Annotated in this window: 12 protein-coding genes; 11 read left to right on the top strand and 1 reads right to left on the bottom strand. The window is 61.3% G+C overall.

Annotated features, from left to right (window positions below):
- Positions 1 to 204: 204 nt before the first annotated feature.
- The 9 genes from GOB87_RS04450 to aldA all read left to right on the top strand — a co-directional run bounded on the left by GOB87_RS04450 (position 205) and on the right by aldA (position 11286).
- Positions 205 to 891, top strand: coding sequence for a TetR/AcrR family transcriptional regulator (locus GOB87_RS04450; RefSeq protein ID WP_242006151.1), 687 nt, complete (start codon positions 205 to 207; stop codon positions 889 to 891).
- On the top strand, positions 888 to 1970 hold the full coding sequence (locus GOB87_RS04445) for an efflux RND transporter periplasmic adaptor subunit (protein WP_242006150.1): 1083 nt from the start codon (positions 888 to 890) through the stop codon (positions 1968 to 1970). Before GOB87_RS04450 ends, GOB87_RS04445 begins: the two co-directional genes overlap by 4 nt.
- Entirely contained in the window at positions 1948 to 5061 is a 3114-nt protein-coding gene (locus GOB87_RS04440) for an efflux RND transporter permease subunit (protein WP_166313329.1), read from the top strand. Before GOB87_RS04445 ends, GOB87_RS04440 begins: the two co-directional genes overlap by 23 nt.
- Positions 5058 to 6500, top strand: a complete 1443-nt coding sequence (locus tag GOB87_RS04435) for an efflux transporter outer membrane subunit (protein WP_166313328.1) — start codon at positions 5058 to 5060, stop codon at positions 6498 to 6500. The genes GOB87_RS04440 and GOB87_RS04435 overlap by 4 nt, the downstream gene beginning before the upstream one ends.
- A 98-nt stretch (positions 6501 to 6598) precedes the next feature.
- Positions 6599 to 6982 (top strand): VOC family protein, encoded by a 384-nt coding sequence (locus GOB87_RS04430; RefSeq protein WP_166313351.1) that lies wholly within the window; start codon positions 6599 to 6601, stop codon positions 6980 to 6982.
- Between the two features lie 153 nt (positions 6983 to 7135).
- Positions 7136 to 7804, top strand: a complete 669-nt coding sequence (locus GOB87_RS04425) for a Smr/MutS family protein (protein WP_264805949.1) — start codon at positions 7136 to 7138, stop codon at positions 7802 to 7804.
- Positions 7804 to 8862 (top strand): FecCD family ABC transporter permease, encoded by a 1059-nt coding sequence (locus GOB87_RS04420; RefSeq protein ID WP_166313327.1) that lies wholly within the window; start codon positions 7804 to 7806, stop codon positions 8860 to 8862. The genes GOB87_RS04425 and GOB87_RS04420 overlap by 1 nt, the downstream gene beginning before the upstream one ends.
- Positions 8859 to 9629: an ABC transporter ATP-binding protein gene (locus tag GOB87_RS04415; protein WP_166313326.1), complete on the top strand. Its 771-nt coding sequence runs from the start codon at positions 8859 to 8861 to the stop codon at positions 9627 to 9629. Before GOB87_RS04420 ends, GOB87_RS04415 begins: the two co-directional genes overlap by 4 nt.
- Positions 9630 to 9837: 208 nt before the next feature.
- Positions 9838 to 11286: an aldehyde dehydrogenase gene (aldA, locus tag GOB87_RS04410; protein WP_166313325.1), complete on the top strand. Its 1449-nt coding sequence runs from the start codon at positions 9838 to 9840 to the stop codon at positions 11284 to 11286.
- Positions 11287 to 11342: 56 nt separating this feature from the next.
- Here aldA and GOB87_RS04405 read toward each other — a convergent pair whose 3' ends face one another.
- The gene (locus GOB87_RS04405) at positions 11343 to 12275 is read right to left on the bottom strand and encodes a LysR family transcriptional regulator (RefSeq protein WP_166313349.1); all 933 of its coding nucleotides are present in this window, start codon (positions 12273 to 12275) and stop codon (positions 11343 to 11345) included.
- A gap of 120 nt (positions 12276 to 12395) precedes the next feature.
- Here GOB87_RS04405 and GOB87_RS04400 point away from each other — a divergent pair, with 120 nt between their 5' ends.
- The gene (locus GOB87_RS04400) at positions 12396 to 14033 is read left to right on the top strand and encodes an MFS transporter (RefSeq protein WP_166313324.1); all 1638 of its coding nucleotides are present in this window, start codon (positions 12396 to 12398) and stop codon (positions 14031 to 14033) included.
- Positions 14034 to 14049: 16 nt separating this feature from the next.
- Complete coding sequence (locus GOB87_RS04395) at positions 14050 to 15126, top strand: HlyD family secretion protein (RefSeq protein WP_166313323.1); 1077 nt, start codon at positions 14050 to 14052, stop codon at positions 15124 to 15126.
- Position 15127: the final 1 nt, after the last annotated feature.

The raw sequence follows: 15127 nt of genomic DNA, 5'->3' as shown, positions 1-15127 counted from the left end.
CAATCTGCTCAAAACGCAGACTGGACGCCATCGCAAAAACCGTCAATCAAATCGCCAAAACCCAGAAATTACCGGCCAAGCACATCAATCAAGGGTTCTTCGATCCCTCCACCTTCAATAAAGCCTCTCCATTCCAAGATTGCGAAACGAGACAGTCTCGTCTATTTTCCGGTTGACCCAAACCGCCGGAAACAAGCAGGCCCCATGAAGACAGCGGCAACCAGACGATCAGCCGGACGACCGGGATCGAAAATGTCCGAAGAACTGGATGCGCTGATCCTGAAAACCGCTGGACGCCTGTTTGGCGAACAGGGCTATGCCGCAACCTCCATTGAACAGATTGCTGCCGTGGCGCAGGTCGGCAAGCAGACAATCTATCGGCGGCACGCCTCCAAGGAAGACCTTTTCAAGACGGTCATTTCCGAACTGGGTCATACCTTTCTCAAGGCCGTGGCGTCCGATGAAAGCTACTCGTCAGACAAACCACTCCCCACCTTGCACCGCACACTGCGAAGACTGCTGGATCTTGTTCTGGACCCGGAAACGATCGCCCTGAGTCGCACATTCGTCGGAGAAGGATGGCGCTTTCCTGATCTGATCACCCATGCCGGCGCTCATATCTTCGATCCACTCGAAAAACTGGCCTTGCGTTTTCTCACACAGGCCGAAATGGCCGGGCAATTGAAAACAGACTGCAAGCTGCAGGAAACCAGTCGCATACTGGTCGGCCTGCTTCTGGGATGGCCACACCAGCAGGTCTTGTTTGGCCGCCATGTTCTCTCGCATCCCGATGATCGGGATCATTACTTCAATGCATGTTGGAACAACTTCATGCACGGCGTTCTCAAGCCTGACATTTCATGTGTCGTACCAGAAAAGACTGCATCATGAGACAGTCCCGACTGATCTTCTGTCTGCTGCCTTTGGCGCTCGCAGGTTGCCACAAGAAGAAACCCGCTCCCGAAATACGACCGGTCCGGTCCCTTGTGGTGCAACCGCAGCAGAGAACCGACACACTCTCCCTCACGGGACAGGTAGCCGCCCACCGTTACCTTACGCTCTCATTCCGGCTGCCCGGCAAGATCGTGGAGCGCACGGTCTCCGCAGGCAGCGTTGTTCACGCCGGACAGCTTCTGGCGCGCCTGGATGACACCGTGCCCCGTCAGGCCCTGCGCTCAGCCACGGCAGAGGCCGGAACAGCCCGCGCCGCTCTGGCGCAGATGACACCTTTGAAACGACGGGCCGACGTCCTGCTGCCCGTCAAGGCCATTTCACGCAACGAATACGATGACATCGTCCGCCGTTACCGTTCCGCGCAGGAACAGGTGCTGGCCACACAGGCACAGGTCCGCATCGCTCAGGAAGAACTGGATCGCACACGTCTTCTGGCCGATGCGGACGGCATCATCACTGACCGTATGGCGGAAGCCGGAGAAGTCATCGCACCGGGACAGGCCATCTTTCGCCTCGCCACCAATGCGGGGCGCGATGCGCAGTTCGACATACCTGAAGACCTGCTCCAGTCGCGCGTGACAGTTGGCACTCCGCTTTCCGTCTGTCTCGATGCCGAACCCCAGAGTTGCTCACCCGCGCAGGTGTATGAAATCTCGCCCGATGCCGACGCCCTCACGCGCACCTATCGCACCAAGGCATTGCTGCTTCAGCCGCCCACTACCATGGCGCTCGGCAGCGTGGTGGTGGGACGCATCTCCGCAACCGGTCATGACGCCACCTTCCATCTTCCTCCTGCGGCATTGACGACGCAGGACGGCAAACCTGCCGTATGGATCGTGGCACCAGACGCCCTTACCGTTTCACAGAGGCTGGTGAACGTCGGGCGCTACACCACGAACGATGTGAGCATCACCTCGGGGCTTCACGCCGGAGACCGTGTGGTGACGGCGGGCGTGCAAGCGCTCTACCCCGATGAGAAGGTCAGCCTTCTGGATGAGGCCGATGTCAGACCTTGAACCCGTGCCGCCGGGAGGCGTGAACCTCTCCGCATGGGCGCTCCGTCACCGCGCACTCGTGCTGTTCTTCATGATTCTCGCAGGTGTTGCGGGCATCCTGTCTTATTTCCAGCTTGGCCGGAACGAGGATCCGCCCTTCACCGTCAAGACGATGGTGGTGCAGGCGCTTCTGCCCGGCGCCTCGGTGGAGGAAACCACCCATCAACTGACGGAACGCATTGAAAAGAAGCTGCAGGAAACGCCTGACCTCGACTACATCAAAAGCTACACACTGGCAGGCAAAACCACGATTTTCGTCAACCTGCTGTCAGGTGCGCCCAAAGCAGAGGTGCCCGACATCTGGTATCAGGTGCGCAAAAAGATCGGTGACGCCAAGATCGAGCTGCCACCGGGCACAGTCGGTCCCTTCTTCGACGATGAGTTCGGAGATACCTACGGCATCATCTACGCCTTCACGGCGGATGGTTTCACGCATCGGGAACTGCGCGATTATGTCGAGACCGTGCGCGACGAGTTGCTGCACGTCCCCGATGTCGCCAAGGTCAACACGCTGGGCGCGCAGGATGAGGAAATCCACGTTGATTTCTCCACCCACCGGCTGGCGCGGATGGGAATCAACGGCGCGGCCATCGCGGCCGCCCTCGCCACGCAGAACGCCATCGTTCCCTCGGGCGCCATCGACACGGGACATGAACGCATCGTGGTGCAGCCCACCGGTTCGTTCGGCTCCCTGAACGACATCGCCAACGTCACGGTCTATGCGGGCAACCGCAAGGTGCGGCTGGGCGACATCGCCACCATTACCCGCTCCTATTCCGATCCACCACAGACCATGTTCCGCGTGAACGGCCATGACGCCATCGCACTGGCGCTCTCCATGCGCACCGGCGGCAATGTGCTGCAACTGGAAAAGAACATCACGGCCAAGATGACGGAGCTTCATGCCCGCATGCCCATCGGCATCGAATCCCATCTCGTGGCCAATCAGCCAAAGGTGGTGAAAGACGCCGTCGGTGACTTCACCGAAGCCCTGTTCGAAGCCATTGCCATCGTGCTGGGCGTGAGTTTTCTCAGCTTGGGTGCCCGTGCGGGAACAGTGGTGGCGTTCTGCATTCCCTTCGTTCTGGCCATCGTGTTCGTGTGCATGAAGATCATGGGCATCGACCTCCAACGCGTCTCGCTCGGCGCGCTGATTATCGCACTCGGTCTGCTGGTGGACGATGCGATGATCACGGTCGAAAGCATGGTGAGCAAACTGGAGGAAGGCTGGCCTCTGACGAAGGCCGCCACCTTTGCCTATACCTCCACTGCCTTTCCCATGCTGACCGGTACACTGGTCACGGTCGCGGGTTTCGTGCCTGTCGGTTTCGCCCACAGTGTGGCGGGCGAATACACCTTCTCGCTTTTCGCCGTCGTGGCATTGGCGCTGGTGATTTCGTGGTTCGTGGCGGTTCTGGTCGCGCCGCTGATCGGTGTTGCCCTCCTCAAACCCAAAAAAGTGGCAGGCCCCAAGGGAGAACCGCCGCAGACTCGTTTGCGGGCCACCTTCGAGCGTGTGCTGCTGGCCACCATGCGTCGCCCGAAAATGACGGTATTCGTCAGCCTTGGCGCTCTTATCGTGGCCCTTCTGGCTGCACCGCTGGTGCCACAGCAGTTCTTCCCGGCCTCCGACCGCCCCGAACTTCTGGTCAACCTGTCTCTCCGACAGGGTTCATCCATCAAGGCCACGAGCGACGTGTCGCGTCGTCTGGACGCGATGCTCCGCAACGATCCCGACATCGATCACTGGAGTTCTTATGTCGGACAGGGCGCTGTCCGCTTCTATCTCTCGCTGGATGAGCAACTGCCCAACGACTTCTTCACCCAGACCGTGATCGTCGCAAAAAGCGCCAAAGCCCGCGAGAACCTGCGCAAGCGACTGAACGACCGGCTGGCGCGTGAAATGCCCGATGTCGTGCATGGCCTGTTCCCGCTGGAACTCGGGCCGCCGGTAGGCTGGCCTGTGCAATATCGCATCACCGGACGCGACCCGGACAAGGTGTGGCACTATGCCCATCAGGTCGCGCAGATCATGGGCGCGGACAGCGATCTGCTGCGCATCAATTTCGACTGGGGCGATCCGGCGCGCAAGCTGCGCATCGACGTGCGGCAGGAAGAAGCGCGACGGCTCGGCCTCTCCTCCGCCGCCATTGCGCAGGCCATCAACGCGACCGTGACGGGCGAGACGGTGACGCAGGTGCGCGACAGCATCTACCTCGTCAACGTCGTGTTGCGCGCCAACGCCAATGAACGGCAGTCCATCGACACCCTCCGCACACTCGACATCCGCCTGCCCAACGACATGACGGTGCCACTGAACACTGTCGCGACTGTCTCCTATGCGGAGGAATATCCGCTGATCTGGCGGCGCGACCGACTGCCAACCATGACGATTCAGGCGCAGATGAGGGATGGCGTGCAGGCCAACACCATCGTTGCCGCACTGGCCCCCCAGATCAGTCGCTTCACCACCACGCTTCCTCCCGGCTATCATGTGGTGGCTGGCGGCACAGTGGAAGAAGCCAACAAATCGCAGAAATCGGTGGTTGCGGTCATGCCGGTCATGGTGCTGATCATGCTGTCCGTGCTGATGATCCAGCTTCAGAACTTCAAGCGCCTGGCCCTGGTGATCAGTGTCGCCCCGTTCGGCCTGATCGGCGTGGTAAGCGGCCTTCTGCTCACGGATCACCCGATGGGCTTCATCGCCATGCTCGGGCTGGTGGCTCTGGTGGGGATGATCATCCGCAACTCGGTCATTCTGGTGCATCAGATCGAAATCGAACTGGAAGCCGGCAAAAGCGAATGGGACGCCGTGGCGGACGCCGCCATGATCCGTTTCCGTCCCATCATGCTTACGGCCGTCGCCGCCATCCTTGGCATGCTACCCATTGCATCCAGCGTCTTCTGGGGCCCGATGGCGGATGTCATCATGGGCGGTCTGGCCGTGGCCACCTTGCTGACACTGATCTTCCTGCCGTCGCTCTATGTCCTGTGGTTCCGTGTGAAGGAGCCAAAGAAGCAGGAACCGACCGGCATGGAGGCCACGCCATGAGGAAAAGGCTGCTCGCCCTTCTGCCGCTGGCTCTCGCTGGATGCTCCTGGCTTTCCCCCACCTACAAGCGGCCGACGCCCTCTCTACCCCAGACATGGGGCACCGCCACGACTGCGGCTCCTGCCGATAACATAGACTGGTGGCGTTCCTATGGAGATCCGGTCCTCGATCAACTTGTTGAAGACGCCCTGCGCAATAGCGATGACCTTGCACTGGCAAAAAACCATCTCCAGCAGGCCCGCGCGGAGTATGACTACGCCTTCGCGAGCCAGCTTCCCATGATCTCGGGCGTGGGCGCGGATGCGTTCGGCCGTTTTCACATGAACGACAATCTCCCCATTCCCCACAAAACCAGCAATCTGGGGTTTGTAGGCGGCATGCTGACTTATGAACTGGACCTGTGGGGCAAGAACGCAAGCGCGAGCGATGCCGCAAAAGCGGGCGTGCAGGCCGGCGTTTACGCACAGGCCGCGGCGCGGATCATGGTGGAATCCGCCACGACACGCCTCTATTTCAGTATTCGTGCGCTGGACGCGGAAGTCGCCATTCTGCAGGACGAAGTGAACACGCAGACGCAGCTTCTGGCGCTGGTGCAGAAACAATACGAAGTGAGAGCGGTCGATGCACTGACCCTCAACACCGTCAATCAACAGCTCGATACGGCACAGGCCGCCCTGCCCGCCGCGCAGGATCAGCGAGGCAAGGCTGAAAGCGCACTGGCCGTTCTGATCGGACGCTCCCCGCAGGACATCATCGGGCAGGATCTTCCGCGCGGGCGGGATATCCTCGCCATTACGGTTCCCTCTCCCACCCCGCCGCAATTACCCGCCACGCTCATTGAGCGTCGCCCTGACATTGCCATGCGCGAACAGGGGCTGATCGCCAGCAACTACGCCATCGGCTATGCCCGCGCGGCCTATTTCCCCACCATTTCACTGGCCAGTCTGGCGGGCGTGAACAACGTGGACATCGATAATCTCTACCGCGCCACCACCCGCTCATGGACACTGGCAGCCGCCATGGCCACGCCCCTGCTCGACTTTGGACGCACCCGCAGCGGTGTGAAACTGGCCAAGACCCAGAAGGAAGAGCAGGCCATCCTCTATCAGCAGAGCATTCGCACCGCTTTTCGCGAAGTGCGCGACGCGCTGAACGAGGAACACACCAGCGCTACCCGCGACGAGGCGGATGCAAAGCGCGTGGCCTCGTCACAGGAGAACCTGAACCTGACGGAACTCCGTCTCAAGGAAGGCTTTGCCAGTCAGATCGACGTGCTGGCGGCGCAGGCCACATTGCAGCAAACGGAACTGGCGCGGGTGTCCGCACGTCTCGCATGGCTCGATGCCTCACTCGACATGTACAGAGCCATCGGCGGCGGCTTTTCCATGGACCGTGAGAGGGACGCGAAAAAGATCGCCCCATCCTTCCATATCCATTGATAAACGCCCTCACGCACATGCCATGCACCACGCGCCTATCTGGGAGGGAGCAGTCACGATAAGGTGCGGCCCGGTTCAACAACCGGAGACGTGAAATGATGTTCACGCACATTGTCGTTGGCAGCAACGACATCGCTCGTTCCAAGAAATTCTATGACGCCATCTTTGCCGCCATGGACATTCCTCCGTCGGAAATTCACGAAAACGGTCGCTTGGTCTACGCCAAGCACGGCGTGCGCTTTGTCGTCACCAAGCCCATCAACGGCAAACCCGCCACAGGCGCCAATGGTGGCACGATCGGCTTTGCCGCCGAAACGCCCGCCATGGCGGATGCGTGGTACAAGGCCGGCAAGGAAAACGGTGGCGAAGCCATCGAAAACCCGCCGGGCGTGCGTCACACGGGCATCGGTTCGCTCTATCTGGCGTATCTGCGCGATCCTGATGGCAACAAGCTGTGCATCGGCTGCAGGGTTCCGGAATAAAACGGCGCTGCATACGCGGTCTGTGAAGCGGGGACGGTCCATCGGGCCGTCCCCGTTTTGATGTCATCCGGAGAATGGCGTGCCTCTTCCCGCGCGTTGGGATATAGTCAACTCTCAACAGGCGACGGACACGAGGAAGCGGAGGAACCGGCGGTGCGGCGCAGACGAACGATGCGCGAAGAGGAACGCGAACTCTGGGCGCATTTCGTCCGAGGGATAAAGCCGCTCGGCCGACCGGGAGACGTGCCGCTTGTGCCGTCCACGGCCTCGACACCCCGCCTCGATGACACCGTTCGCCGTAATGCCGAAGGTCCGGCCAATGGAGCGGTTGCCCCGGAACCCCTTCGCGATCCTCCGCGCGAACGTGTCGTCATTCCCCGCTCCGGCGTATTCACCTTCCTGACTCAAGGGGAAATGGCCGTCGCCGCGCATTTGCGTGGACGAGCGCTGAAGAAAACGAAGCACGCCGACACCTTTATCGGCACACCTCAGGCGGGATTGGACAGCGGAAGCTGGAAGCGGCTTCACAAAGGCCACACGCCTGTCGAAGGACGCCTCGACCTGCATGGCATGACCGCACAGGCGGCTTTCCTGCGTCTGCATGAATTCCTGATCGGCGCACACCGAAACGGACTGCGTTGCGTGGAAATCGTGACGGGCCTCGGCTCCGGACCGGAGGGCGGAGTGCTCCGCCGGGAACTGCCGTTCTGGCTGGGGCGCGACGATCTGCGCCGCCTCATACTGGCCGCGACCCACAGCCATGAGAATAACCGGGGCGCAGTCCGTGTTCTTCTACGGCGCAGGAACGCATCGCGTCGGTGATGAAGTCCTCCGATGTCATCGTCGCCCGTCATGCATGGACATCTCTCATCCATCGACGCCTTGGCGTGCTGGCCGGACTGACTGCGGCACTGTGCGGCTGTTTCCTTGCCAATCTTTCCATAGGGCCGGTGCCTCTCTCCTTGTCTTCCCTCTTCCACACCCTGCTGCACGGGAATGACGGAAGTGCTGCCGCCACGGTGGTATGGCATCTGAGACTGCCCTTTGCCGTCATGGCGATCCTGACCGGTTTCGCGCTCGGGCTGGCGGGGGCGGAAATGCAGACCATCCTCGACAACCCACTGGCCAGTCCCTTCACGCTCGGTCTGTCCGCCGCTGCGGCTTTCGGCGCATCCCTTGCCATCGTCATGGGCTGGCACCTGCCCTTCGGCGCCGCATGGGGAGGTGAAGGCATCGTGGCCGTCAACGCCTTCATTTTTGCCATCGGCTCGGCTCTGCTGCTTGATCTCATAGCGCGGTGGCGCGGAGGAACGCGCGGAACCGTCGTGCTGTTTGGCATCGCTCTTGTCTTCACGTTTCAGGCGCTGGTGGCGCTCGTACAGTTCGTCGCGTCCGAAGATGCGCTGCAAGACCTCGTGTTCTGGACGATGGGAAGCATGACCCGCGCGAATTGGCCCAAGATCGCCGTTCTGGGGGGCGCCTGCCTGCTGGTAGCGCCGTGGTCGTTACGATCTGCGTGGTCCCTGACAGCACTGCGCATGGGAGAGGATCGCGCGGCCAGTCTTGGGGTCAACGTCCCGGCTGTGCGGCTCGCGTCCCTGATGCGGATCAGTATTCTTGCCGCCCTTGCCGTCGCGTTTTCCGGCACGATCGGATTTGTCGGACTGGTGGCGCCGCACATTGCACGCCGCCTGTTGGGCGAGGATCATCGGTTTTATCTCTCCGGCAGCGCCGTGGTGGGGTGTCTCATCATGTCCTGCGCATCCCTCGCCGCGCGCGGTCTGCTGCCGGGTGAGGTGTTACCGGTCGGGATCGTGACGGCTCTGGTGGGCATCCCCTTTTTCCTCGCCACCGTTCTGCGGGACGGCCGCACCTCATGAATGGGCTTGTCGCCGGGCCGTTGAACGTGCACATCGGACGCCGCCCGATCCTGCATGACGTAACGCTTGGTCCTCTTGCACGCGGAACGGTGACAGCCCTGCTCGGCCCGAATGGCAGCGGCAAATCCACGCTCCTGCGGGCATTGGCGGGGCTGCTGCCCGCGCACGGTCCAATCACACTGAACGGACAGGCGCTGTCTTCCCTCTCCCGCCCTGCCCATGCGCGTCTGTGCGCGTATATGCCACAGGCCCTGCCCCCACCAATCCGCATGCAGGTCATGGAATCCGTGCTCGTCTCCCTTCGCGTGCAAGGCGGCTCGCTGCATGATGAGGCGTTCTCACAGGCCATGGAGACATTATCGCGTCTCGGCATCGCGGACATGGCGCTGCGTTTCATGGACGAACTCTCGGGCGGGCAGCGGCAGCTTGTCGGTCTGGCACAGGCTCTCGTGCGTTCCCCGGATCTGCTGCTTCTGGATGAACCTCTCAGCGCGCTGGACCTGCGGCATCAGTTCACAGTGATGGATCTGCTGCGCCGCGAGACGAAAAAGCGCCGCATGGTGAGTGTCATTGTCCTGCACGATCTGAGCATGGCCCTGCGCCACACCGACGTGGCCACGATGCTTGCAAAAGGACGTGTTCTGGCCTCAGGCCCCGTGCGCGAGGTCGTGACGTCCGCCATTCTGGCACAAGCCTATGGTGTGCAGGCACGGGTAGAAGACGATGCGAGCGGCATGCCCATGGTGTGCGTGGACGGTGTCGTCTGAAGGAGCGATGGGATGGTTCTGCGCCCTGTGGGTTGCAGCCCTGCGTGAAACCTCGCGGCATTTTCTGTGTTGGAGACAGTGATTGGGAGTAACCGGTGCATATCGGGCGCCGACGAGATTTATGTACCTCATGTCTTCATGCAGGCGGTTTTCTCCCATTGGCACTCTGACGCCACCCTCACTGACACTCCACCAAGGAGACTGCTTCATGACAGCATCCACCCGCCACGACCTGTTCATCAATGGCGAATGGAAGAAGCCTGACAGCGGCAAATGGATCGAAATCCGCAGCCCGGCCACGGGCGAAAAGCTCGGTGAAGCCGCGCGCGGTGACAAGGAAGATGTCAACATCGCCGTGGCTGCCGCGAAGAAAGCATTTCCCGCATGGCGTGACACACCGGCCTCCAAGCGGGCCGACGCTCTCTATCGCCTGCGTGACCTTGTCGCACGGGACAAGGAAAAACTCGCAACGATCATCACATCCGAAATGGGCAAACCGCTGAAGGAAGCCCGTGCGGAAGTAGATTTCGCTATCGGCCTTCTGCGCTTTGCCGCCGAAAACACCTGGCGTCTTCAGGGCGAGATCATTCCCGGTGAACGCCCGAACGAAAAGATCCTCATCGATCGGGTTCCGCATGGCGTGATCGGGGCCATCGCCGCATGGAACTTCCCGCTGGCCCTGTGCGCCCGCAAGATTGCGCCCGCCATTGCGGCTGGCAACACCATCGTCCTCAAGCCGCACGAACTCACGCCGCTTTCCGGTCTCGCACTCGCAAAACTGGTGGCAGAGGCCGAGATCCCCGCAGGTGTGGTCAACATCGTAACGGGCGATGGACCGGAGGTGGGCGTCCCACTGGTCGCGCATCCGGATACGAAGCTCATCACCATGACGGGTTCGACGCCTGCTGGGAAAAAGATCATGGCCGCCGCAGCCGAGCATCTGAAGGAAGTGCGGCTGGAACTTGGTGGCAAGGCGCCCTTCATCGTCATGGAAGACGCCGATCTGGACAAAGCGGTGGAAGCCGCTGTCGTGGCGCGTTTTGGCAATGCCGGGCAGGTCTGCACCAGCAACGAGCGGACCTATGTGCATGAAGCGATCTATGACCGCTTTGCCGAAAAACTCCGCTCACGCATCAACGCCCTGAAGGTGGGCGATCCTATGGACCCGTCCACCGACATGGGCCCGAAGGTGAGCGAGGATGAACTGAAAAAAGTCGATGACATCGTCAAGAAAGCAGCATCACAAGGCGCCAAGGTTGAAATCGGCGGGCAGCGGCTTACGGGCGGCCTGTATGACAAGGGCAGTTTCTACGCCCCTACCCTCATCACAGGCGTCACGCATGAGATGAACATCGCCCGCAACGAAGTCTTCGGTCCTGTGCTTTCGCTTCTGAAAGTGCGTGACTTCGATGAAGCTCTGGAGCGCGCCAACGACTGCCATTACGGGCTGTCGGCCTATCTGTTCACCAAGGATCTCGCTCGCATCCTGCGGATGACGAAGGAACTGAACTTCGGTGAGGTTTATGTAAACCGTGAGGGCGGTGAAGAACCGCAGGGCTTCCATCATGGCTATGGCGACAGCGGCCTCGGTGGTGAGGACGGCCAACATGGGCTGGAAGCCTATGTGGACACCAAGACGATCTATCTGAACGCCTGATCGTATCGGCTCCCCCTGCGAAAGCCCAGCATCCTATGGTGGCCGGGCTTTTTCGTTCAGGGGCACACCACGCGCGCGCTCTGATACACCTGTCGGGAAACGCGAAAGAGCGTCTCACGCAGCCAGCGATGCACCGGGTCCGTGTCGCGTCGCGGATGCCATGCCTGAAACGCCTCGACATAAGGCAGCGAAAGAGGAAACTCGAAGGCGGCCAGACCGAGCGCCTCCATCGAGATATGCTCCAGCACGACGCCCGGCACGGCAAGGATCAGATCCGTGTCTTTCATGCTCTCGACCATGGCGTGATAGTTCGGCACCACCATCGCGATCCGGCGCGTCAGGCCATGATGGTCGCGCAGCGCCCAGTCGATCGGCCCCCGCGCCCTGCGCCGCCGCGAGACGCTGATATATTCATACCGTACCATGGTTTCCGGCGTGACAGGCTGGTCGAGGATCGGATGATCCTTACGCACCAACCCGCGCATCCGGTCCCGAAACAGCGTCTGACGGCGGATCTCGGGCTTCATCACATCGGTCGCGCCGATATAAAGGTCGATACTGTCCTGCCGCAGAGGATCGGACGCCGGATCGTCCACTTCGGGCGCAAAAATCACCTCGCATTTCGGACAATCCTTGCGCAGCGCCAGCAGTAACGGCAGCCCGAGTGACGCCACGATGAGATCGTTCGCGCGGATGGTGAAACTCGGCTCCATATTGGCCAGATCGGCCAGAGCCTGCGTCTCGATCAGCCCATCGGCGGCCCGCACCACCTCCTGCACGCGAGCAAGAATGCCTGCGGCGAAGGAAGAAGCCGTCATCCGCCGTCCTGACTGCACAAGGATCGGATCGGCAAACACCACACGCAGCTTGGCGAGGTGACGACTCATCGCAGGCTCGCTCGTCTTGAGTCTGCGGGCGGCGGCGGAGACGCTTTCCTCCTCGATCAACACCTGAAGGTAACGCAGAAGGTCCAGATCATAGCCACGCATGGCTGCGATTTTATACTCCACCCAGCGCAGGAACCAGCACAAACCATTCCGAAAAGTGGAATCGTTACCTATCGGAAACAGGGGTTGTCCGGTCCTGTTTCCTGCGGCTCATTGTCCGGCATGACAACTGCCGCTCTTCCACAGGCAGTCGGTGCGCCGGTCATCCATGCCTCGCCGCCACGGCCTTCCTATATTCCGCCTTTCGGCCTGCGGACCGTCATCGGCTGTCTGGGCATGTTGCTGGCGGTGCATGTCGCAGGCTTCAACGAGCACGTCACCGAGATCGGTCTGTCCGATATCCGGGGCGCCATGCACATCGGGCACGATGAAGGCACATGGGTGATCGCCATCTATGAGGCGTTCAACATCGCGGCCATGGCCTTCACGCCGTGGTTCTACATGACGTTCTCGATCTATCGCTTTTCCATCTTCATGACGGCAGCGCTGGCGCTGTTCTCCATCCCCGCGCCCTTCATGCCGGACGTGACCTCCCTGTGCATCCTGCGCGCCTTTCAGGGGTTGGCGGGGGGCTGCCTTCCGCCCGTGCTGATGACGGTCATGCTGAAATATCTGCCACCCCAGATCCGCGTGTTCGGCATCGGTGGCTACGCCATGAGCGCGACCTTCGGCCCCAATCTCGGCCTGCCACTGGAAGCGTTCTGGTTCGAGCATGTCGGCTGGCACTGGCTTTACTGGGAAATCATCCCCACGGCGGCCCTCGCCATTGCGATGATGGCCTACGGCCTGCCACGCGATCCGATGCATTTCGAGCGCTTCGAGAAGTTCAACTGGCTGGGTATTCTCGTGGGTCTGCCGGCCATCTGCTCGCTCGTCATCGTGCTGTATCAGGGAGACCGGCTGGACTGGTTCCGCTCCTCCGTCATTACAGACCTCGCCTTTTGGGGAGGCGCTGCGTTCATCGTCTTCGTCATCAACGAGGCGTTTCACCCAAGCCCGTATTTCCGCATTCAATACTGGCGGTCGCGCAATATTCAGGCATCCCTGCTGTCGCTTGTGGGCATCCTCGCCATCTGTGCGATGATGGGCGACATTCCCGCCACATATCTCGAAGGCGTGCGTGGCTACCGCCCCATTCAGGCGGCTCCCGTGTCGCTGGTGGTGGCGCTGCCGCAACTCGTCATGCTCCCCCTGATTGCCGCCATCTGCAACTCGCGGCGCGTGGACTGTCGCTTTGTGCTGGCCGGCGGAATGCTGTGTCTGGCCGCCTCCGCATGGCTCGGCACATGGCTGACCGTGGACTGGGTGCGCGACAATTTCTATCCGCTCCAGATCCTGCAGGTCTTCGGGCAACCCATGACCGTCATCCCCACACTCATGCTGGCGACAATGGCCATGGGTCCCGCCGATGGTCCGTTCATCTCGGGCATGGTGAACATGCTCAAGGGACTGGCCAATGCCGTCGCCTTCGCCCTGTTCTCAGCCCTGAGCCGCCGTCGCGAGCAGTATCACTCCACCATGCTGCTTGATCACCACGGCACGCACCAACTCGCCTTTGCCGGCATGGGCGACCCGATCAACCAGCAGCTTTCCGCAACATCGCCTGACAGTGCCCATGTCGCGCGCAATTCGCTGCAGGTGTTCCACACCTATGTGCACGAGCAGTCCCTCGTGCTGGCGCTCAACGACATCTACTACCTGCTGATCTGGGTCTGCCTTGGCTACGCCGTCATGAATCTCATCCTGCCGCACCGGGTCTATCCACCCCAAGCGCCTTCTCCCACCACGCCTGCCCGCTGAACCCGGAACGCTCCCGATGATCTACAAGAAACCCCTTCTCTACGCCGGATGCGCCGCCGCTGTTCTGGCCCTTGTCGCATGGGGCGGCGCACGCCTCGTCAACGGAGATGGCGTCAATCAATACACCAACGACGCCTATGTCACCGCTGACTTCCCCACCGTCGCCCCCAAGGTGTCCGGCCGCATCGACCGCGTGATCGCGCAGGACAACGAGCAGGTTCATGCAGGCGAAGAGCTTGCCCACATCGAGGACGATGATTACCGCGCCGCACTTGAGGTCGCGAAAGGCAATGTGCTGGCAGCGCAGGGCGATGTCGCCAATCTGGAAGCCGAACTGGCCCGTCAGGATTCCATGATCGCGGAGGCCCGCGCCGCCGTGCTGTCCGATCAGGCCGAACTGATGTTCGCCCGCCAGAACGCCACCCGTTACCGCAACCTATCCTCGGGTGGGGCTGGCACCATCGAACAGAAGCAGCACTCGGAAGCACAGGAAAAAGAAGCGCAGGCTTCCATCGCCCGCGATCAGGCCGCCGTGGACGCCGCTATCCGCCAGGTCGCTGTGCTGAAAGCCCAGCTCCAACGCGCACGCGGTGTATTGCTGCGGGCTCAAGGCGACGAAAAGCAGGCCGAACTGAACCTGTCCTACTGCACCATTCCGGCGCCTATCGACGGCATCGTGGGCGAGCGTGGCGTGCGCGTGGGCAATTACGTGCATCCGGGCACCGGCATCCTTGCCGTCGTGCCGACGCAGGCGGCCTATGTGCTGGGTAATTTTCAGGAAACACAGCTCACCAAGGTCCAGACAGGGCAGCGCGCGACCATCTGGGTGGACACATTCCCCAACCATCCACTGAAAGCGCATGTGGACTCGCTCGCCCCCGCGACCGGCGTGACCTTCGCCCCGATCCAGCCCGACAACGCGACCGGCAACTTCACCAAGGTCGTGCAGCGTATTCCCGTCAAGCTGACGTTTGACCCGGACCAGCCTCTCGCCGCCAAGGTGCGCGTGGGCATGTCCGTGGAAGTGAACATCGACACGGCCTCAAAACCGGAAGGACCACACGCCAATGACGCCCGTTATATCTGGCAGTGAC

Source organism: Acetobacter estunensis, assembly GCF_011516945.1.
Classification (GTDB): Bacteria; Pseudomonadota; Alphaproteobacteria; order Acetobacterales; family Acetobacteraceae; genus Acetobacter; species Acetobacter estunensis.
The sequence above is the reverse complement of the archived record's forward strand: the minus strand, read 5'-3'. Positions and strand labels throughout refer to the sequence as shown.

Coding starts and splice junctions, on each gene's coding strand:
- GOB87_RS04445 (WP_242006150.1), top strand. CDS start 888: ATGAGACAGTCCCGACTGATCTTCTGTCTGCTGCCTTTGGCGCTCGCA.
- GOB87_RS04400 (WP_166313324.1), top strand. CDS start 12,396: ATGACAACTGCCGCTCTTCCACAGGCAGTCGGTGCGCCGGTCATCCAT.
- GOB87_RS04395 (WP_166313323.1), top strand. CDS start 14,050: ATGATCTACAAGAAACCCCTTCTCTACGCCGGATGCGCCGCCGCTGTT.
- GOB87_RS04440 (WP_166313329.1), top strand. CDS start 1,948: ATGAGGCCGATGTCAGACCTTGAACCCGTGCCGCCGGGAGGCGTGAAC.
- GOB87_RS04430 (WP_166313351.1), top strand. CDS start 6,599: ATGTTCACGCACATTGTCGTTGGCAGCAACGACATCGCTCGTTCCAAG.
- GOB87_RS04405 (WP_166313349.1), bottom strand. CDS start 12,275: ATGCGTGGCTATGATCTGGACCTTCTGCGTTACCTTCAGGTGTTGATC.
- GOB87_RS04450 (WP_242006151.1), top strand. CDS start 205: ATGAAGACAGCGGCAACCAGACGATCAGCCGGACGACCGGGATCGAAA.
- aldA (WP_166313325.1), top strand. CDS start 9,838: ATGACAGCATCCACCCGCCACGACCTGTTCATCAATGGCGAATGGAAG.
- GOB87_RS04420 (WP_166313327.1), top strand. CDS start 7,804: ATGAAGTCCTCCGATGTCATCGTCGCCCGTCATGCATGGACATCTCTC.
- GOB87_RS04415 (WP_166313326.1), top strand. CDS start 8,859: ATGAATGGGCTTGTCGCCGGGCCGTTGAACGTGCACATCGGACGCCGC.
- GOB87_RS04435 (WP_166313328.1), top strand. CDS start 5,058: ATGAGGAAAAGGCTGCTCGCCCTTCTGCCGCTGGCTCTCGCTGGATGC.